This is a genomic window from Streptomyces acidicola (assembly GCF_009377235.1).
Taxonomy (GTDB): Bacteria; Actinomycetota; Actinomycetes; order Streptomycetales; family Streptomycetaceae; genus Streptomyces; species Streptomyces acidicola.
In genome coordinates, this window is sequence record NZ_VMNX01000093.1 from 15,372 (window position 1) to 33,850 (window position 18,479).

Here is an 18,479-nt window from a genome sequence, read left to right on the forward strand (position 1 = left end):
GCTGCGGCTGCTCGTACCTCACGCTAGCCTCAGCCACCGACAACGGCGCGGGGGCGAGGGCTGAGGGGTGCCATGGGCAGGCGGGGCAGGGTGGATCGCGCGTACGACGTCGTGCTCTTCGGGGCGACGGGATTCGTCGGGGAGCTCACGGCGGAGTACCTCGCCGCCCATGCGCCACAGGGCGTGCGGTGGGCGCTCGCGGGGCGCGACGCCGGGAAGCTGGAGCGGCTGCGTGAGCGCCTGCCCGGCGGCTCCACGGTCGGGGTGCTGCGGGCGGACGCCGGGGACCCGCAGTCGATGCGCGAACTCGCCGGGCACGCGCGCGTGGTGGCCACGACGGTCGGCCCCTACCTGACCTACGGCGAGGAACTGGTGGCGGCCTGCGCCGACACCGGCACGGACTATGTGGACCTCAGCGGGGAGCCCGAGTTCGTGGACCTGATGTACGTGCGGCACGACGCACGCGCGCGGGAGACCGGTGCACGGATCGTGCACGGCTGCGGTTTCGACTCGGTACCGCACGACCTGGGGGCGTACTTCACCGTGGCGCAGCTCCCGGAGGGCGTGCCGATCACGGTGGACGGGTTCGTGCGCTTCGACGCGATGGCCTCGGGCGGTACGTTCGCCTCCGCACTGAACCAGTTCTCGCGCGGGCGGCAGTTGGTGGCCGCGGCGCGGGACCGTCGGCGGCACGAGCCGCGCACGCCCGGACGGCGGGCGCACGCTCCGCTGGGTGCGCCGCGGTTCGCCACGGAGGTCGGAGCGTGGGCGGTGCCACTGCCCACGATCGACGGCCAGGTGGTGCAGCGTTCGGCGCGGGCGCTGCGGCGGTACGGGCCCGACTTCCGCTACCGCAACTACGCGGCCGTCCGGAGCCTGCCGTACGCCGTGGGGGGTGCCGCCGCCGTCGGCGCGGTGGTCGCGGCCGCCCAGCTGCCGCCCGCCCGACGCTGGTTGTCGGGGCGGCTCAGGCCCGGCGATGGGCCGAGCGCCGCGAAGCGGGCGAAGAGCTGGTTCTCGGTGCGGTTCGTGGGCGAGGGCGGCGGGCGCCGGGTGTTCACGGAGGTCGCGGGTGGTGACCCCGGCTACGACGAGACGGCGAAGATCCTCGCCGAGTCGGCGCTGAGCCTCGTCCTCGACGATCTGCCGGACACGGCCGGACAGGTCACCCCGGCGGTCGCGATGGGCGACGCGCTGATCGGGCGGCTGCGCCGGGCAGGGATCACCTTCCGGGTGGCGGCCAGCCGGTAGCGACCGGGAGGCCGGCCCCGCCCGGCCGGTTCAGGAGGACCAGCCGGTGACCGTGTAGAGCATGCCGCCGATCCAGGCGAGTGCGGCGATCACGGCCAGGACCAGGCCGGCCATCACGGCGCGCTCGATGGGCTGGGTGGGGCCGGCGGCGGGCTTGGAGGTGTGGTGCGTCGTCATGGATCACATCCTGCCGATCATGACGGCGCCCCCACATCCGTACAGATACTCAGATCGGATACTCAGACACCCCGGTCTCCCTCTGGGACAGTCGCCTCCTTGAGGGCCTGTCGGCACAGGGAGTCCGCCCGCCTGGTGGACTCCGGGATGCGGTACTCAGGGGTGAGCGCGAGCGTGTGCGCGCACGCGGTGTCGAGGCTCACCCGGTGGCCGACCGAGACGAACACCGGCTTGACGCCGTCACGGGTGCGCAGGGCGCGGCCCACCTCCTCGGTGCCCGCTAGGGCCTGTGTCGGAAGTGGCGTCGTCCGCCCGAAGGGCGGGCCGGGCGGCGGCGATGGGGGTCCCCCCGCGCGAGCTCCGGTTCGAGCGTGGGGGAGCGTGCTCTCGGCGTGCCGGGCGGAAGACCCCGTTGATGGACCGGACGTACGTGGGCTTTCGCCCGGTGCGGCGAGAGGGCGTGCCAGGCGCTGCCCGGCAGGCGCCACTTCCGACACAGGCCCTAGGAGCGGGGCGGCGCTCCCGCGCGCGGGGCCGGGGTCGTCGTACCTGAAGGTGAAGGGGTTCTTGGCGACGCCGATCGTGGGGTGCCCGGAGAGGACGCCGAGGTGGCTGGCGAGGCCGAAGCGGCGTGGGTGGGCGAGCCCGTACCCGTCGCACACGACGAGCCCCGGAGCGCAGGGCAGCGCGTCCAGGGCGGCGAGGACGGTGGGGATCTCCCGGAAGGCGAGCAGGCCGGGCACGTACGGGAAGGAAACCTGTCCGACGGCGGTTGCCTCCGCGACCACGTCCAGGGTCGCGGCGTCCAGCACCACGGCCGCCGCCGCGACCACGTCCCGCTCGTCGTCGTAGGCGACGTCGACACCCGTCACATGGCCGGTGCCGGGCTCCGGCCCGTCCTCGTCGAGCACCACCCTGTTCCGCAACTCGTCCTGCACGGCCCGGGCCTGCTCTTCGGTGGCGGGCCAGCCCGCGGGAATGCGTACGGTCGTCATGGTGCTGCCGAGCCTACGGCGCCCGGCCCTGCGGGCATGGCCGGGGCCTTCCGGTCACTTCTTGCCCAGGGCCTGCCGCAGTTCGCTCTTGTTCATGTCGGAGCGGCCTCGGATGTTGCGGCGCCTGGCCTCCTCGTACAGCTGGTCGTAGGTGGGCCCCTGCGAGCCCCGGCCAGAGCGCTGCCCGCCGCGCCTGCCGGAGGACATGTCCCGGGTGGAGATGCGGCTCGCGGTCCTGGACTCGCCGGACCGTGCGCGTGCCTTGTTCACGGTCCGCGCGGCGATCTCCTCGGCGCGCTTCCCGCTCTCGCCCCGGTCCTGGGCGCTCTCCTTGATGTGCTCGTACTGTCGTTCTCTCTTGGGACTCGAACCGCGTGGCATGATCGCTCCTTCCGTCGCGGACTGACCGAGTACCCCTTTTCAGAACGCCGACTTTCTCAGGACACCGACGGATCAGGATGCAGGCGGTCACCATGCCCCGGTCCGGGTCAGCGCTCCAGGCGTGCCACGCGGCCCTGTTCGCCGGCGGCCCAGCAGGCCGCGTCGGGGGCGCAGTCCACGGTGTCGTACGAACCGGTGTCCACCGTCCGCCAGGTGCGTCCGCCGTTCGTGGTCAGGTCGGTACCCGTGGGGCCGACGGCGAGCGCCGTGCTGCCGCTGCGCGGGAGCCAGGTGACGCCCGAGCGGTAGGCGGGCGGCGGCTGGGCGGCGGGGGTCCAGCCGCGGCCGCCGTCGCCGGTGCGGGCCGCCGCTCGGGGTGACGTCCGGTCGGGGCGGTAGTCGCCGCCGACCGCGATGCCGTGCGCACGGCCCTGGAAGGCGAGCGCGAAGACGCCGCGGGCCGGATCGCCCGCCGGGATCGGGGTATCGGTGGCCGTCCAGGTCAGCCCTCGGTCGGAGGAGTGCAGCACACGCGCGCGTGCGGCCCCGCCCGTGGCCAGCCACACGTCCCGCGCCCCGGAGCTGACCAGGCACTGGCCGCTCGCCGCGAAGCCCGCCTCGCCCTCCAGGGCCGCGGGCATGCCGTCGCTGGGCAGTACCGTCCAGGAGCGGCCGCCGTCGCGTGTCGAGAGGATGCGGAACTTGCCGTCCACCGGGTCGCTCATGGCCAGCCCGTGCTGCCGGTCGAAGAAGGTGAGGCAGTCGTAGAAGCCCCTCGGGTCGGTGTTGCGGAAGGACTCCGTCCAGGTGGCGCCGCCGTCCTCGGTGCGCAGCACCCTGGACGCCTCGCCCTCGCCGATGGCCAGCACCACGGCCCGGCGCGTGTCGAACGCCTCGATGTCGCGGAACTGCAACTCCCCCGCTCCTGGCGGCGAGACGTTCCGCCAGCTCGCGCCGCCGTCGGTGGTGCGCAGTACGGTGCCCTTGGTCCCGGCCAGCCACGCGGCGCCCCGGCTGACGGCCGCGAGGCCGCGGAACCGGACGTCGGCCGCACCCGTGTCCTTGACCTCCCAGTGCGGGGGCCGCGGCGTGGCGTGGGCCTGCCCGGGGGCCGTCAGAGCGGCGGCGAGTCCCGCCGCGCACAGCCCCACGAGTGCTCGCCGACTCGCCCGCGACGATGCCGATTTCACCGCCTGGCTCAAGCGACCCGACGTCCCCGAAGCCCTCATGTTCCCCACGAGTCCCATGGCGGGCGAAGCTAGCCCACCGTCCCAGTGGCGTCCAGACGCCCTCCGCCGGGAACCGCGCGGCGAGTTCGCGTGTCCTCTCCGATATCCCGGGAGCGCGGGATGAGAAATGGATCATCAAGAGACGTCACAGAAACTCCACGGAGACACCACGGAGACCACAGTCACCACTAGGAATTTCCTCGGTGACAGAGGTCACTCGAATTTCATGTGCACGGATTGGCTCATTCCATCGTCTCTTCAAGTGCCCGGCCCTACACACCCGGATTCCGTCCAGCCGTCACAAGGGAGCAAGGCGATGTCCACCGTCATCGAGCAGCCCGTTGAGGCCCGTCTCGTCGCCGCCGCGCCGCGGATGCCGAGCATTCCCGCCATGCTCCACTACGACCAGCGCGACCCGTTCGCCGTCAGCATGACCTTCCCTGCCCCCTCCACCCTGGAGGGCGTGGAGGTCTGCTGGACCTTCGCCCGCGAACTGCTCGTGTCCGGCATGGACGAGCCGGTCGGCCACGGCGACGTCCGGGTGCGGCCGTACGGCTACGAGCGGCTGGTCATGGAGTTCCACGCCCCCGAGGGCACCGCCGTCGTGCACCTCCGGGCGGCCGAGGTGCGGCGCTTCCTGGACCGTTCGACCGAGCTGGTGCCCCTCGGTCTCGAACACCTCCAGATCGACCTGGACCACGACCTCGCGGAGCTGATGCGGGACGCCTGCTGAGCGAAACGGCCTCAGGTGACGGCGGCGGCTGCCGTGAGCAGGGCCGTGCGCATCTCCTGGACGACCTTCCGCAGGGCCGGGGCCGCCGCTCCGCCGCGCTCCGTCAGGGCCTCGATCCGCTCCCTGCGGCGGTCGGGGTCCTTGCCGGCGGACCCGGAGTCCGTGCCGGTGGACAGGGTGCGCAGTCCGGCCGAGGCGGCGAGCGCGACGAGGGCCGCGTCCCGCTCGGGCACCTGAGCCACCGGGAGCGGCCCCTCCAGGATCCGCCGGGCCTCCTCCTGCTGGGCGTCCACCTGGGACACACGCTCCAGTTCGTACTCCACGGTCGGGAAGAAGCCCAGCGCCCGCCGCCTCACCACGCGCAGACAGCCGTCCGCGGCGAGCTGGGCGCGTACGGCGTCGAGGGTGACGCGGGCCCGCAGGGTGACCCAGGTCTGCCAGGTGCGCGGCCGGGACTCCTCGACGAGTTCCAGGAGCCCGTCGAGAACCAGGTCTCCGGTGCGGGCGTCCGGGTCCACGGGGGTGGCGATGCCGTCCTCGTCGGTGAGCAGTCCGCGCTGGGCCAGTTCGGTGAGGGCACCGGCGCGGACCAGGTGGTGGAGGCGGGACTCGCCGGTGAGTTCCGTCCTCGTGGTGTCCCAGGCCAGCAGGTAGAGCCGGGCGGGCAGCGACAGCGAGCCGTTCGGCACGGGGTGTCCTCCTCCGGGGTGGGCCGGGGGGCCACGTTAATTCGTTGACAGCCTCCGGGCCCCTCCGTACCGTCGTACGCGGTCCTGTTGCCGTCGATTGGAGAAGGACGTTGCTCGTCTGAGGTCCTGAGACACCGCGTCACACACCGTCACGTGTGTGCGTTTGCGTGTGACCTCGGCGTACGAGCCGTCCTCCGGCGCAGGGCTTTTCTGCTGCACCTCATGCCTCTCATGCCTCCCCGGTTGCCGTGCCTCCCTCCGCCCGCTCCCGCCCCGCGGTGTCTCTCACGCGTTCGCCCTCGACCACTCCCAGCAACCGTGAGGCCACCATGTCCGCTTCCATCACCTGCACCTCCCTCTCCTTCGCCTGGTCCGACGGCACCCCCGTGTTCGACGACCTGCAGATCGTGTTCGGCCCCGGCCGGAGCGGGCTCGTCGGCGTCAACGGATCAGGGAAATCGACCCTGTTGAAGCTGATCGCCGGGGAGCTCACCCCGGCCCACGGCACCGTTCGCGTGGCCGGCGAGGTCGGCTACCTGCCGCAGAACGTCACGCTCGACACCGGCCTGCGGGTCGACGAGGCGCTCGGCATCGCCGTCGTCCGCGCCGCGCTGCACGCCATCGAGGCGGGCGACGTGGCCGAGAAGCACTTCGCGACGGTCGGCGACGACTGGGACGTGGAGGAGCGCGCGCTCGCCACCCTCGGCGAACTCGGGCTCGGCCACATCGACCTGGACCGCACGATCGGCGAGGTCTCGGGCGGCGAGTCGGTGCTCCTGCGCCTGGCCGCGCTGCTGCTGCGCCGGCCGGACGTGCTCCTGCTGGACGAGCCGACCAACAACCTGGACGTGTACGCGCGCCGCCGCCTGTACGACGCCGTGGCGTCCTGGTCCGGGGTCATGGTCGTGGTCAGCCACGACCGCGAACTCCTCGAACTCGTCGACCAGATCGCCGACCTTCGCTCGGGTGAGGTCAACTGGTACGGCGGCAACTACTCCGCTTACGAGGAGGCGTTGGCCACCGAACAGGACGCGGCGGAACGGATGATGCGGGTCGCCGAGGCCGATCTGAAGAAACAGAAACGGGAACTGGTCGAGGCACACTCGAAGTTGGCCAAGCGGACGCGCTACGCCAACAAGATGTACGAGAACAAGCGCGAGCCGCGGGCCGTGATGAAGCTGAAGAAGCGCTCGGCCCAGGTCTCCGCCGGCAAGCACCGCCTCCTGCACGAGGAACGGCTCGCCGACGCCAAGGAGCGGCTCGACGAGGCGGTGGAGGCCGTACGGGACGACGACGAGATCCGCGTCGACCTGCCGTACACGGCCGTGCCCCCGGGCCGTACCGTCCTCACGCTCCTGGACCTGGAGTTGAGGTACGGCGCGCGCGTGCGCGGCGGCCTCGATCTGCGCGGGCCCGAGCGGATCGCGCTGATCGGGCGCAACGGCGCGGGCAAGACCACGCTGCTGCGCACGATCGCGGGCGAGCTGGAGCCGGTGGCGGGCGAGACGACGGCGCACGTCCCGCTGCGCTTCCTGCCGCAGCGGCTCGATGTGCTCGACGACGGCCGGACGGTCGTGGAGAACGTGGCCCGGTTCGCTCCGGGCGCCACCAACAACCGCATCCGGGCGCGCCTGGCCCGCTTCCTGTTCAAGGGGGCGCGGGCCGACCAGCCGGCGGCGACGCTCTCCGGCGGCGAACGCTTCAGGGCGGCACTGGCCGCGCTGATGCTGGCGGAGCCCGCGCCTCAGCTGCTGATGCTCGACGAGCCGACGAACAACCTGGACATGGCGAGCGTGCGGCAGCTCACCACGGCCCTGGAGTCGTACGAGGGCGCGCTGATCGTGGCCAGTCACGACCTGCCGTTCCTGGAGTCGATCGGGATCACCCGCTGGCTGCTGATGGAGGAGGGGGAGCTGAAGGAAATCACGCCAGAAGCTGTCGGGTATCCCGCCTAGCTTCGGGTGCATGCCCGAATTCATCACCGTCACCGGAGCCCGCGAGAACAACCTCAAGGACGTCACCCTCCGCATCCCGAAAGGCCGGCTGACCGTGTTCACCGGCCTGTCGGGATCGGGAAAGTCGTCCGTCGTCTTCGACACGATCGCGGTGGAGTCGCAGCGTCAGCTGAACGAGACGTTCACGTGGTTCGTGCGCAACCGGCTGCCCAAGTACGAACGGCCGCACGCCGACGCCATCGAGGACCTCTCCCCCGCGATCGTCGTCGACCAGCGGCCGGTCGGGGGCCACTCCCGGTCCACGGTCGGCACCATGACCGACATCCACTCGGTGCTCCGGGTGCTGTTCTCCCGACACGGCACGCCCAGCGCCGGCTCGGCGACCGCGTACTCGTTCAACGACCCGTCGGGCATGTGCCCCGGGTGCGACGGGCTCGGCCGGGCGGTCGCTCCCGACTGGGACCGCGTACTCGACCCCGCCCGGTCCCTGGCGGACGGCGCGATCCTCTTCCCGCCGTTCGCCGCGGGCACCTGGCAGGGGCAGGTCTACACGAACACCCCCAAGCTCGACCCGCACAAGCCGGTGGGGGAATTCACCGACGCCGAGCGGGAGTTCCTGATGCGCGGCGCGCCCGGGAGCAAGGTCGAGGTCACCAGCTCGGGTGGTACCTGGAGCACCGGCTACGAAGGGCTCGCCGACCGTTTCGAGCGGCTGTACCTCAAGCGGGACCTGTCGGGCATGAGCCAGAAGACCCGCGACCTCGTACGGCGCTTCCTGGTCGAGGACACCTGCCCGGTGTGCCACGGCGCCCGCCTCAACGCGGCGGCGCTCGCCACGCGTGTGGGCGGCCTGTCCATCGCCGACTGCGCCCGTATGCAGGTCACCGACCTCATCGGCGTCCTCAAGGAGATCGACGATCCGCTGGCCGGTCCGATCGCCTCGGCCGCCGTCACCGCGCTGGAGCGGATCGACGCGATCGGCCTCGGCTACCTCAGTCTCGACCGCGAGACGTCCACGCTGTCCGGCGGCGAGGGACAGCGGCTGAAGACGGTACGGCACCTGGGGTCGAGCCTGACGGGGATGACGTACATCTTCGACGAGCCGAGCGTCGGCCTGCACCCGCGGGACGTGGGCCGCCTCGGCGATCTGCTGCTGCGGCTGCGGGACAAGGGGAACACCGTGCTGGTCGTCGAGCACGACCGGGACGTCATCGCGCTCGCCGACCACGTCGTGGACATGGGTCCGGGCGCGGGCGCCGACGGCGGGCTGGTCGTCTTCGCGGGGACTCCGGAGGAGCTGGCCACCGCGGACACCCCGACCGGACGGTGCCTGCGCCGCCGTACGAAGGTCAAGGCGCAGCCCCGGCGTCCGACCGGCGGGCTGTGGGTGAAGGGCGCGGATCTGCACAACCTGCGGGACGTGACCGTGGAGTTCCCGACCGGGGTGCTCACAGTGGTCACCGGAGTCGCCGGGTCCGGGAAGAGCTCTCTGGTGTCCGGCGCGTTCGTGGCGGCTCATCCGCGGGCCGTGGTCGTGGACCAGTCGGCGGTCGGCATCTCGGGGCGGTCGACTCCGGCGACGTACCTCGGCGTCATGGACACGGTGCGGAAGGTCTTCGCCCGGGAGACGGGCGCCGACGCGGGGCTGTTCAGCTTCAACTCGTCGGGCGCGTGCGGGACGTGCCAGGGGCGCGGGATCATCCACACCGACCTGGCGTTCATGGACCCGGTGACCACGACCTGCCACGACTGTGAGGGACGGCGCTTCCGGGAGGAGGTGCTGCGGCTGACCGTGGACGGCCGCTCCATCGCCGACGTCCTGGACATGACGGCCGATCAGGCGCTGGGCTTCCTCACCGACCCGGGCGCACGGCGACGCCTGCGCGCCCTGCCGGACGTGGGGCTGACGTACCTCACGCTCGGGCAGCCGCTGTCCACGCTGTCCGGCGGCGAACGGCAGCGCATCAAGCTCGCGACCCGGCTGCCCGAGCCGGAGGGGCACGCCGGTGCCGCGAGGCGACAGAACAAGCACGGCACGGGTGCGGTGTACGTCCTCGACGAACCGACGACCGGGCTGCACATGGCGGATGTCGAGGGTCTGCTCGCGCTGCTGGACCGGCTGGTCGACGGGGGCGACACGGTCGTGGTCGTCGAGCACAACCTGGAGGTGGTGGCGCACGCCGACTGGATCGTCGATCTGGGTCCGGACGGAGGCAGGGACGGCGGCCGGGTGATCTTCGAAGGGACGCCGGAACGGCTGCTGGACGTACGGGACTCGTACACGGCTGAGCATCTGCGGCGGGCCGCCGGCTGAGTGCGGGTCACCTCGGCGGATACCCGCTTGTTACTCAAGGGTTTTGTTCGCGTGGGCAACGGCTGCATCATGGTCCGGCATCCCGATGGGCCTCACCCCAAGAACGCCCTGCCCGAGAACGCCCGAGACGGAGATCTGCCGTGCCCAGCAAGAAGGCCCTCATCCGCCGCCCCAGCCCGAAACTGGCCGAGGGACTGGTCACCCACATCGACCGCGCGAAGGTCGACGTCGAACTCGCGGTCGAACAGTGGGAGGCGTACGCGGAGGCACTGCGCGCGCACGGCTGGGAGACCGTCGAGGTGGACCCCGCCGACGACTGCCCGGACTCGGTGTTCGTCGAGGACACGGTCGTGATGTTCCGCAACGTCGCGCTCATCGCCCGGTCCGGAGCCGAGTCGCGGCGCGGCGAGACCGACGGCGTCGAGGAGGCGGTGGCCGCGCTCGGCTGCTCGGTGAACTGGATCTGGGCGCCGGGCACCCTCGACGGCGGTGACGTCCTGAAGATCGGCGACACGGTTTTCGTGGGCCGCGGCGGACGCACCAACGCGGCCGGGGTGCAGCAGCTCAGGGCCGCGTTCGAGCCGCTCGGGGCGCGGGTGGTGGCCGTGCCCGTGAACAAGGTGCTGCACCTGAAGTCGGCGGTGACCGCGCTGCCCGACGGCACGGTCGTCGGGCACATCCCGAAGATGGACTCGCTCACGCTGTTCCCGAGCTTCCTGCACGTGCCGGAGGAGTCCGGCGCCCATGTGGTGCTGCTCGGCGGCGACAAGCTGCTCATGGCGGCGAGCGCGCCCAAGACCGCCGCCCTGTACGAGGACCTCGGGTACGAGCCCGTCCTCGTGGACATCAGCGAGTTCGAGAAGCTCGAAGGCTGTGTGACATGCCTCTCGGTGCGGCTGCGGGAGCTGTACGCCTGACCAGGTCGGGCACTTCGCCTCCCGGCCCCTGGACCTGCGGGTCTGCCGGCACCTCAGCAGACCCGGTGAACACCCTGGGACACTGCGGGAACACCCGCTGAACAGGGGTCTTTACAGCACACTTAACCTACGGCATCGTAACCTACGGACTCGTAGCCTACGATTCCGTAGGTTCGGTCACTCGCTCGTGACCACGCACGATCTTCTCGTCCCCCTGGAGTTACCGTGTCGATCACTTCCCCCCACCTTGGCAGCCCGTCCACCTGGACCGACGCACGACTGCTGTACGCCCTGGAGGAAGTGGTCGAGACGGAGCTCAACCGGCATCTGAAGGTCACCAAGGACTGGATGCCGCACGAGTACGTGCCGTGGAGCGACGCGCGTAACTTCCCCGGCTTCTTCGAGGACGGCGAGGCCTGGGAGAAGGGGCAGTCCAAGGTCACCGAGATCGGCCGTATCGCGCTGGTGGTGAACCTGCTCACCGAGGACAACCTGCCCAGCTACCACCACGAGATCGCCTCGCTGTTCGGCCGTGACGGCGCCTGGGGCACCTGGGTGCACCGCTGGACCGCCGAGGAGGGCCGGCACGGCATCGTGATGCGCGACTACCTGCTCGCGTCGCGTGCGGTCGACCCGGACAAGCTCGAAGCGTTCCGCATGGCCCACATGAGCGAGGGCTTCGAGTCGGACAACAAGCACTCGATGCTGCACTCGATCGCGTACGTCGCGTTCCAGGAGCTCGCCACCCGTATCTCGCACCGCAACACCGGTCACCAGTCCGGCGACCCGATCTGCGACCGCATGCTGGCGCGCATCGCCACGGACGAGAACCTGCACATGGTGTTCTACCGGAACCTGCTGAAGGCGGCGTTCGAGCTCGCGCCCGACCTGACGATGCAGGCGGTCCGCGACGTCGTCGTCAACTTCCGCATGCCCGGCCACGGCATGCCCGGCTTCGAGCGCGCCGCCGCCCAGATGGCCATCGGCGAGGTCTACAACATGCGGATCCACCACGACGACGTGCTCCAGCCGGTGCTGCGCTTCCTGAAGGTCATGGAGATCGACGGGCTGGGCCCCGAGGGCCAGAAGGCGCAGGAGGAGCTGGGGCTCTACATGGGCGGACTGGACGCGGAGGCCCTGAAGTTCGACGAGAAGCTCGCGGCGCGCAAGGCCCGGATGGCGGCACGCGCCGGGGCGTGACGACAGTTCACGCACGACGCCCGCGGATGCCCCGCCTCGGTCGAGGCGGGGCATCCGCGTTCCGTGAGGCCGCCGCGCCCCCTGGTCCGCTCACTCGTACGCCGTCACCTCGGCCAGTGCCGCGTCCCGCACATCGGGCACCGGGTGGCGGCGCAGCGCCCTGAGCTGGTCGCGCCAGGGGCCGGGCCAGCCCGCGCGGGCGCCGAGAGCACCGGTGAGGGCCACGGCGAGCAGTCCCTGGGCGTGACCACCGTGGACGGCCAGGCCACGGGCGACGGGCAGGAGGGTCCCGGGGTCGCCCTCGTGGGCCCTGCCCCGCAGCCGTTCGCCGACGGCGCGGGCCGTACGGTCGGCGAGTGCCGGGCGGTTCTCCGTGAGCGCGGCCAGGCGATGCAGATGCTCCGGGTCGGTGTCCAGGTCCAGGTGGAACGCGGCGATGGCGGCTGCCTGCGGCACGAAGTCGTCGTACGCGGCAAGGAGTTCGCTCGCGGCGAGGGCCGCCGGGCGGACCGGGTGCGGGGCCGGCCGGGCCTGGTGGGCGAGTTGGCGGACGAGGTGCTCGACGCGTCGGCGGGCGGGACGGTCGCGGCGCTCCTCGGCGTCGGCCCCGATGTCGGACTCGGCCAGCGTGCGCAGCGCTCTCCGCAGTCCCTCGGCACCTCGCGCCGACCCCACGGCGGCCGTCACCAGGCCGCTCGCCGCGGCACGCCAGGACACACGTTCGGACAGGTCGGCGGTGGCGTCCGCCAGGACCGTAGGGGCGTCCGGCGACCACCGTGCCCAGCGGGCCAGCGCGTCGAAGGCCAGTGACGCCGTCTCCGGGTCGTCGGTGTCGCAGACGTCGCGCACGAGGCGGGCATACCGCTCCCGGTGCGGTGCGGGAAGGTTCAGCGGCGCGACATGCAGCACGGCCGCGCGCAGGACGGGCCCGGCGCCCGCGGCGTCGGCCAGCATCGCCCACACCGTGTCCTCGGCGAGCAGGGATTCCGCGAAGGCCACGCAGGCGGAGCGCACGTCGGCGTGAGCGGCGGGCCACGCGTACGCCTCGGTGAGCAGTTCCGCCGCCCGGGGTACCGGCAGCCGTACGGCGGCCAGGCGTGCCGCCTCCTTGCGGCTGGTGACCTTGGCCTCCGGGGTGAGCAGCAACGCCCGGAGCTGCTCGGCGAGGACGGACGGCGGCGCGTACCGGGACGCCTGCGCGGCCGCGTACACCGCGACCCGTGCCCGGTCGTCGCCCGCGTGGGCCAGCAGCTCGGGCAGCGCGTCGGCGGGACGGTCGGTGCGGGCGAGCGCGGCGAGGGCCGCCTCGGCGAGGACGACCTCGGAGGAACCGGTCCAGCGGCGCAGGAGGCCGGCGCCTATGCCCGGCACGAGCGCGCTCTGCCCGACGGCCACGGCCCGTTGGTACAGGGTGAGCCCGGTGTCCTCGGCGGACGCCGTCAACTGCCGTGCCGCTGACTGCTGTTGACGAGGCACCCAGCGCCGCACGTTCCGGTCCACGCGGAGGGTCCACCAGGCCTCCTTGGTCAGGAAGCGCCCGTAGGGCGGGGTGACGGCCAGCAGCGGGTCGAGCAGGTCGGTGCGGCGTCGGACGACGGCCCGCCGCACGGACGGCAGCACACCGGCGGACGGCTCCAGCGACAGGACGCGGGCCACCCGCTCGTCCCGGCTCGCGGGCGGCTCCAGCCACAGCACGATGGCCTCGCGCGCGGTCGAGTCGCTGCCGTAGCGGATGGCCTGCCACAGAAGTTCCTGCAGTTCGGGCATGCCGGCGGCGCGTCGGCCCACGGCGCGGGCGAGCGCGAACGCGAGTCCGTAGTCGGCCTTCTCGGCGCCCGCCTCGATCCAGGGGCGCAGCGCCACGTACACCTGGTGTTCCTGGCCGTGGCGGAGGGTCTGGTCGAGCCGGCCGAGGAGATCACGGCCCGTGCCGCCGGTGTTGCCGGAGATGCGGACGAGGGTGCGCAGCGCCCAGTTGACCAGATCGCGCCGCCCGTTCGCGGCGTGCTCACGCAGTACGGAGACGGCGAGCCGGCTGAGGTGCCGCCGGGTGTCCGGCGAGGAGTCCGGGGCCTGAACGGCGTCGACGGCGATGCGGTCGAGGTGCGGTTCGGCGTCCTCGGTGAACAACGCGGGCCGGGCGCGGGCCAGTTCGTCGAGCGCGGCCGACCGCACCGGGTCCTGTTCGCCCCGCAGCCGTCCCATCTCCGCCAGGGCCGAGGCGACGGCGGCGGGATCGCCGGAGCGGACCGCGTTGCGGATCAGCAGCTGCCAGGCTTCGGCACGGTCCTCGGCGGCCGGCCGCCGGGTGGCCTCGACGAGCCGGTCCCGGACCTCGGCGACGGGCAGCTGGCATTCGACGCGGAGCAGGGCGTTCCATCGTCCGCCCTTCTCCCGCAGCACGTCGGCCATCGCGCGGGCCTCGTGGGCGGCGGCACCGCGGGGCAGCGCTTCGAGCAGGGCCGCGTCCATGTTCCCGGGGCCCCGGCCTTCGTGGACCTCCGTGCAGAAGGAGTGCCGTCGGGCGGGGGGCATCGCCCTGAGCAGTGGCGGCAGACCGCCGTTCGGTGCCAGTGTCCTGCCGTACGCGACGAGTTCGGGGGCACCGGAGCGGGCCAGCGCGCGCAGCACGGTCCCGCTCATGGAGTGGGCGCCCAGCGCTCCGGACCAGGCCGGGGTCAGCAGCAGCCGCACCACCCGCGCCGGATCGGCGGACGCGAACGCGCTTACGTGGTCCCGGAGTTCGTTCGGCAGCACCGCGGGCCCGAGCCGTTCGAGGAGGTCGAGCACGCGCAGGGGTTCGGCGGGTGTCACGGCGGCCAGGGCCACCGCGTACCGGGACCACCAGGCGTCGCGCAATGCCTCGGGCAGCGCGGCCACCTCCCGTTCCGCCACGTCGAGCAGTGTCCCCGGGTGCCGTTTGGCGAGGGTGCGCCAGCCGGTCACCGCGTGGAACAGCTCGGGCAGCAGCCGGGCGGCCGTCTGTGGGGAGCAGGCGGGCAGCAGGCGAGCCGCCTCGGTGTCGCCCCACTCGCGCCGCAGACGGTCGGCCATCCGGTCGGCGAGCGCGGTGCGCCGCCCGGCGACGACGGCGCGCAGCAGCTCGCGGCGGACGACTTCGGGCGCGTCGGCCAGCGCGGACTCGTAGAAGGAGTCCGGGACCTGGAGGCTGTCGGCGACGCGCAGCGCGTGTCCACGCACATACGGGTCGGGGTCGGCGATCCGTACGGCGATCCACTCGGCGTCCCGCGCGACGGACGCGGCCACGACGGCGATGCCACGCTCATAGGGCCCGCGCCTGTCGAGTTCCTCCAGCAGGGGACGCAGTGGCCGCTCCATGTCCCTCACACGCCGGGCGAGTTCACGCATGCGTTGCGGGTGCGGGAGCGGGTCGAGGACGTGTCGCAGGCCGTCGACCGTCTGCGGGGTGCTGGGCATGCGCTGGATTGTGCCTGCGGGACGGGGCGCGTGCGCGGGAAATACGGCAGTTCACGGTGACGTACGGGTGACAGTGAGGTCTCGGTGACGCTCGTCAGCGTGGATCGGTGCGCTTGAGATGCAGTCGTTCCCGCTCGGAGAGGCCGCCCCAGACGCCGAAGCGCTCGTCGTTGGCCAGCGCGAACTCCAGGCAGGCGGAGCGCGTCTCGCACATGCCGCAGATGAGCTTCGCCTCCCGCACCGAGCTGCCCGGCTCGGGAAAGAAGAAGTCGGCCCCCAGCTGTGCGCACAGCGCCTGCTCCTGCCAGGCCAGGTCCGGCTGGGTGGGTGTGTCGGTGTGCATGGTCGAGATGGTGTCGCGCGGCGAAAAACGTTCGATCAACGCAGGATCAACGACACCGTCCATCGTGCGCGGCAGATCCCGTGTCGCCGCTGCGGACACCCGATGATGGACCCGAGGGCCAGACGGACGCACGGCGGCGCGCGGGTCGCTCGCACACGGGTCCCTCCTCGCCTGATTACCGAACGTCACCGGGTGCAGTCGCAGCGGCAGCGTCCCGGCGGCGATCGTCAGTGGGCGGTGCGAGACTCGGCAGTGCAGGCAATGGGCCCTTCGAAGGAGTGCGCACATGCTCACCACGCGCTATGTCACCGGCGCCCCGAACTGGCTCGATCTCGGCACTCCCGACCTCGACGGCGCCTCGGCCTTCTACGGCGGACTCTTCGGCTGGCAGTTCCGGCCGGGCCCGCCCGAGACCGGCGGCTACGGCTTCTTCCAGCTCGACGGGAAGACCGTGGCGGGCGGTATGCGGACCACCCCGGAGCAGGGGCCACCTTCCTGGACGGTGTACTTCCAGACGCCGGACGCGGACGCCACGGCGAAGGCGGTCGAGCAGGCGCACGGGAGGGTGCTCGCGCAGCCCATGGACGTGCTGGACCAGGGCCGCATGGCCATCCTCGCCGACCGGGCGGGCGTGCCCTTCGGTGTCTGGCAGCCCGCGGCCACCAAGGGCCTCGATGTCGTGCGGGACCAGGGCTCGCTGTGCTGGGTGGAGCTGTACACGCCGGACCTTCCGGCGGCCGCCGGGTTCTACAACGCCGTGCTCGGCTGGGAGACCTCGGCCGTCGCGTTCCCCGGAGGCATGTACACCACGGTCCACCCGGCGGGCACCGAGATGGACGCCATGTTCGGCGGCATCGTCCCGCTGGAGGACGCCCCGGCCAGGACGGAGGCCGCAGCCTGGCTGCCGTACTTCGAGGTCCCGGACACGGACGCCACGGCCGTCAGAGCGCAGGAGCTGGGCGGCACGGTCCGCCTCCCCGCGACCGACCTGCAGGGCGTCGGCCGCATCGCCGAGTTCGCCGACCCGTACGGAGCGCGGTTCGCGGTGATCAGGAGCGTGCCGCAGCAGAGCTGAGGCCAGAAGGCTCGCGGGTTCACCGCCGTGAAACCCGTCCGGGCGACCACTGTGCGGTTGCGGCGCGCGCTCAGGCGGAGGCGCGGCGCACCAGTGTGGTCGGCAGGACGACGCTGGAGGGCGCGCTCGTGGCCTCCCGCCCCGCCCCTCGGGGCTCCAGCCCGCCCAGCAGCAGGCGTGCCATCAGCCGGCCCATCTCCTCGATGTCCTGACGGATCGTCGTGAGGGGAGGGTCGGTCTGTTCGGCGACCGGCAGCATGTCGTCGAAGCCGACGACGGCGACGTCGTCGGGGACCCTGCGTCCGCGCTCCCGCAGAGCACGCAGGGCGCCCGAGGCGGAGAGGTCGTTGGCGGCGAAAACGGCGTCCAGGTCCGGGCAGCGGTCCAGGAGCTCCCGCATGGCGCTCTCGCCGCCCGCGGGCGTGAAGTCGCCCTCGACGACCATCCGCGGACCGGCGTCCACCATGACGTCCCGGAACCCCTGGAACCGGTCGACGGCGGAGGTCTGGTCGAGGGGACCGGTGATGTGGCCGATACGGGTGCGGCCGAGCCCGACGAGATGCCGGACGGCGTCCCGAGCGCCACCGCGGTTGTCGCTGTCCACATACACGACGTCGGGCACGCCGTCGCCCCAGCCGGGCCGCCCGCCGAACACGGTCGGTACGCCCGCCCCGTGGATCAGTCCGGGCAGCGGGTCGTCGAGGTGCAGCGAGAAGACGAGCGCGCCGTCGACGTGTCCGCCGGCGAGGTACCGTCCGACGCGTACGTGATCGTCGCGCCCTTCGGTGAGCAGCAGCACGAGCTGGGAGTCGTGCGCGGTCAGCTCCTTTCCGATGCCGCGCAGCTGGAGGGCGAAGAACGGGTCGGCGAAGACTCTGGTCTCGGGCTCGGCGATCACGACGGCGACGGCGTCGTGCCGCCGGGTGACCAGGCTCCGGGCCGCCTGGTTCGGCACGTAGCCGAGTTCCTCGACGGCTCTGCGTACCCGCTCAACGAGCGGTTCCCGCACGCCCTCGCCCCCGTTGACGACCCGTGACACGGTCGCCCGCGACACCCCCGCCCGCGCTGCCACGGCCTCCAGCGTGGGACGCGACGTTACCTCGGACACTTCGGGACTCTCCTCCAGAGCGGCTGCCGGTCAGGATAGCTCTGGAGGGGGCGTCACTTGAGAGCGCTCTCTGGAGTCTTGGATGCCGGAGGCCCCGAAGCGCGGGCGCCGCGGTCAGAACGCCGGAATCTCCTCGGGCACCAGCCCGGCCTGCCGGAGCAGGCCGTACAGGTCGGTCTCCCCCCAGAACTCGACGATCACTCCGTCCTGGAGGCGGTAGGACCTGATGCCGGTCATGGTGAGGTCGCGGCCGGTGCGGTCGTGGGTGTACGTCAGGGTGAAGGCGGTGGTGACGCGGTCGCCGGCCGCGAACAGGTCGTCCACATGGACGCGGCAGCGGGAAAGGCCCGGGGTCAGTACCGAGCCCTCCGGGTAGTGGCGTCCGCGCACGTGCCGGCCGGCGGCATGGATGAGCACGTCCTCGGCGACCAGTTCCTTCAGTTCGGCGACTTCCTGGGTCTCGAAGACGCGGAGGTAGCGCCGCACGACGTCCTCACTGCGGCGGGTGGTGGCATCGATCGGGGCGGCCGTCATGCTCCGACCGTACTAGGGCCTGTACGGAGTCGTGATCAGCGACTTGGCTGAAGGCTGCGGATCCAGATGACGGCGCCTCGTAGGTGGAGTCCGGCAAGGTAGCTCTCGGGGGTCTTGTCATAGCGGGTGGCAATGCCGCG

The 18,479-nt window shown here is 72.1% G+C and carries 16 protein-coding genes; 7 read left to right on the top strand and 9 right to left on the bottom strand.

What is annotated here, in order from left to right; translation table 11 throughout:
- Positions 1-72 precede the first annotated feature (72 nt).
- Positions 73-1,251, top strand: a complete 1,179-nt coding sequence (locus FPZ41_RS23485) for a saccharopine dehydrogenase family protein (RefSeq protein WP_152865661.1) — start codon at positions 73-75, stop codon at positions 1,249-1,251.
- Positions 1,252-1,281: 30 nt separating this feature from the next.
- Here the strand turns inward: FPZ41_RS23485 and mmpA are convergent, their stop codons facing one another.
- The 4 genes from mmpA to FPZ41_RS23500 all read right to left on the bottom strand — a co-directional run bounded on the left by mmpA (position 1,282) and on the right by FPZ41_RS23500 (position 3,949).
- Positions 1,282-1,428 carry a morphogenic membrane protein MmpA gene (gene mmpA, locus FPZ41_RS47245; RefSeq protein WP_194236191.1) on the bottom strand — a complete coding sequence of 49 codons (147 nt, stop codon included), beginning with the start codon at positions 1,426-1,428 and terminating at the stop codon, positions 1,282-1,284.
- A 62-nt stretch (positions 1,429-1,490) separates the two neighbouring features.
- On the bottom strand, positions 1,491-2,423 hold the full coding sequence (locus tag FPZ41_RS23490; RefSeq protein WP_152865663.1) for an endonuclease V: 933 nt from the start codon (positions 2,421-2,423) through the stop codon (positions 1,491-1,493).
- Positions 2,424-2,477: 54 nt separating this feature from the next.
- On the bottom strand, positions 2,478-2,804 hold the full coding sequence (locus tag FPZ41_RS23495) for a plasmid stabilization protein (RefSeq protein ID WP_152865665.1): 327 nt from the start codon (positions 2,802-2,804) through the stop codon (positions 2,478-2,480).
- 107 nt (positions 2,805-2,911) lie between these two features.
- On the bottom strand, positions 2,912-3,949 hold the full coding sequence (locus tag FPZ41_RS23500; protein WP_194236192.1) for a WD40/YVTN/BNR-like repeat-containing protein: 1,038 nt from the start codon (positions 3,947-3,949) through the stop codon (positions 2,912-2,914).
- A 400-nt stretch (positions 3,950-4,349) separates the two neighbouring features.
- Here FPZ41_RS23500 and ssgD point away from each other — a divergent pair, with 400 nt between their 5' ends.
- The gene (gene ssgD, locus FPZ41_RS23505) at positions 4,350-4,766 is read left to right on the top strand and encodes a spore wall synthesis regulator SsgD (RefSeq protein WP_131569028.1); all 417 of its coding nucleotides are present in this window, start codon (positions 4,350-4,352) and stop codon (positions 4,764-4,766) included.
- An 11-nt stretch (positions 4,767-4,777) separates the two neighbouring features.
- Here ssgD and FPZ41_RS23510 read toward each other — a convergent pair whose 3' ends face one another.
- A complete protein-coding gene (locus FPZ41_RS23510) occupies positions 4,778-5,455 on the bottom strand; it encodes a GOLPH3/VPS74 family protein (protein ID WP_322620619.1) in 678 nt (225 codons plus the stop codon).
- A gap of 329 nt (positions 5,456-5,784) precedes the next feature.
- On the opposite strand from FPZ41_RS23510, the gene FPZ41_RS23515 reads away from it, so the two are divergent.
- The 4 genes from FPZ41_RS23515 (at position 5,785) to FPZ41_RS23530 (ending at position 11,841) form a co-directional block, all read left to right on the top strand.
- Positions 5,785-7,410 (top strand): ABC-F family ATP-binding cassette domain-containing protein, encoded by a 1,626-nt coding sequence (locus FPZ41_RS23515; RefSeq protein WP_152865669.1) that lies wholly within the window; start codon positions 5,785-5,787, stop codon positions 7,408-7,410.
- A 10-nt stretch (positions 7,411-7,420) separates the two neighbouring features.
- Complete coding sequence (locus FPZ41_RS23520) at positions 7,421-9,724, top strand: excinuclease ABC subunit UvrA (protein WP_152865671.1); 2,304 nt, start codon at positions 7,421-7,423, stop codon at positions 9,722-9,724.
- Between the two features lie 140 nt (positions 9,725-9,864).
- On the top strand, positions 9,865-10,641 hold the full coding sequence (gene ddaH, locus FPZ41_RS23525) for a dimethylargininase (protein ID WP_322620620.1): 777 nt from the start codon (positions 9,865-9,867) through the stop codon (positions 10,639-10,641).
- Between the two features lie 225 nt (positions 10,642-10,866).
- Positions 10,867-11,841 carry an acyl-ACP desaturase gene (locus tag FPZ41_RS23530; RefSeq protein WP_322620621.1) on the top strand — a complete coding sequence of 325 codons (975 nt, stop codon included), beginning with the start codon at positions 10,867-10,869 and terminating at the stop codon, positions 11,839-11,841.
- A gap of 90 nt (positions 11,842-11,931) precedes the next feature.
- Here FPZ41_RS23530 and FPZ41_RS23535 read toward each other — a convergent pair whose 3' ends face one another.
- Both FPZ41_RS23535 and FPZ41_RS23540 read right to left on the bottom strand, forming a co-directional pair.
- A complete protein-coding gene (locus tag FPZ41_RS23535) occupies positions 11,932-15,279 on the bottom strand; it encodes a hypothetical protein (protein WP_152865675.1) in 3,348 nt (1,115 codons plus the stop codon).
- 94 nt (positions 15,280-15,373) lie between these two features.
- Entirely contained in the window at positions 15,374-15,622 is a 249-nt protein-coding gene (locus FPZ41_RS23540; RefSeq protein WP_152865677.1) for a WhiB family transcriptional regulator, read from the bottom strand.
- Between the two features lie 286 nt (positions 15,623-15,908).
- Here FPZ41_RS23540 and FPZ41_RS23545 point away from each other — a divergent pair, with 286 nt between their 5' ends.
- Positions 15,909-16,697, top strand: a complete 789-nt coding sequence (locus FPZ41_RS23545) for a VOC family protein (RefSeq protein ID WP_152865679.1) — start codon at positions 15,909-15,911, stop codon at positions 16,695-16,697.
- Between the two features lie 70 nt (positions 16,698-16,767).
- Here FPZ41_RS23545 and FPZ41_RS23550 read toward each other — a convergent pair whose 3' ends face one another.
- On the bottom strand, positions 16,768-17,805 hold the full coding sequence (locus FPZ41_RS23550) for a LacI family DNA-binding transcriptional regulator (RefSeq protein WP_322620622.1): 1,038 nt from the start codon (positions 17,803-17,805) through the stop codon (positions 16,768-16,770).
- A gap of 114 nt (positions 17,806-17,919) precedes the next feature.
- A complete protein-coding gene (locus FPZ41_RS23555; RefSeq protein WP_152865683.1) occupies positions 17,920-18,339 on the bottom strand; it encodes an ester cyclase in 420 nt (139 codons plus the stop codon).
- Positions 18,340-18,479 lie beyond the last annotated feature (140 nt).

Excerpts from the sequence above, each read along its gene's own strand:
- FPZ41_RS23520 (WP_152865671.1), top strand. The coding sequence starts at position 7,421 with ATGCCCGAATTCATCACCGTCACCGGAGCCCGCGAGAACAACCTCAAG.
- FPZ41_RS23555 (WP_152865683.1), bottom strand. The coding sequence starts at position 18,339 with ATGACGGCCGCCCCGATCGATGCCACCACCCGCCGCAGTGAGGACGTC.
- FPZ41_RS23540 (WP_152865677.1), bottom strand. The coding sequence starts at position 15,622 with ATGCACACCGACACACCCACCCAGCCGGACCTGGCCTGGCAGGAGCAG.
- mmpA (WP_194236191.1), bottom strand. The coding sequence starts at position 1,428 with ATGACGACGCACCACACCTCCAAGCCCGCCGCCGGCCCCACCCAGCCC.
- FPZ41_RS23545 (WP_152865679.1), top strand. The coding sequence starts at position 15,909 with ATGCTCACCACGCGCTATGTCACCGGCGCCCCGAACTGGCTCGATCTC.
- FPZ41_RS23515 (WP_152865669.1), top strand. The coding sequence starts at position 5,785 with ATGTCCGCTTCCATCACCTGCACCTCCCTCTCCTTCGCCTGGTCCGAC.
- ssgD (WP_131569028.1), top strand. The coding sequence starts at position 4,350 with ATGTCCACCGTCATCGAGCAGCCCGTTGAGGCCCGTCTCGTCGCCGCC.
- FPZ41_RS23535 (WP_152865675.1), bottom strand. The coding sequence starts at position 15,279 with ATGCCCAGCACCCCGCAGACGGTCGACGGCCTGCGACACGTCCTCGAC.
- FPZ41_RS23490 (WP_152865663.1), bottom strand. The coding sequence starts at position 2,423 with ATGACGACCGTACGCATTCCCGCGGGCTGGCCCGCCACCGAAGAGCAG.
- FPZ41_RS23495 (WP_152865665.1), bottom strand. The coding sequence starts at position 2,804 with ATGCCACGCGGTTCGAGTCCCAAGAGAGAACGACAGTACGAGCACATC.
- FPZ41_RS23485 (WP_152865661.1), top strand. The coding sequence starts at position 73 with ATGGGCAGGCGGGGCAGGGTGGATCGCGCGTACGACGTCGTGCTCTTC.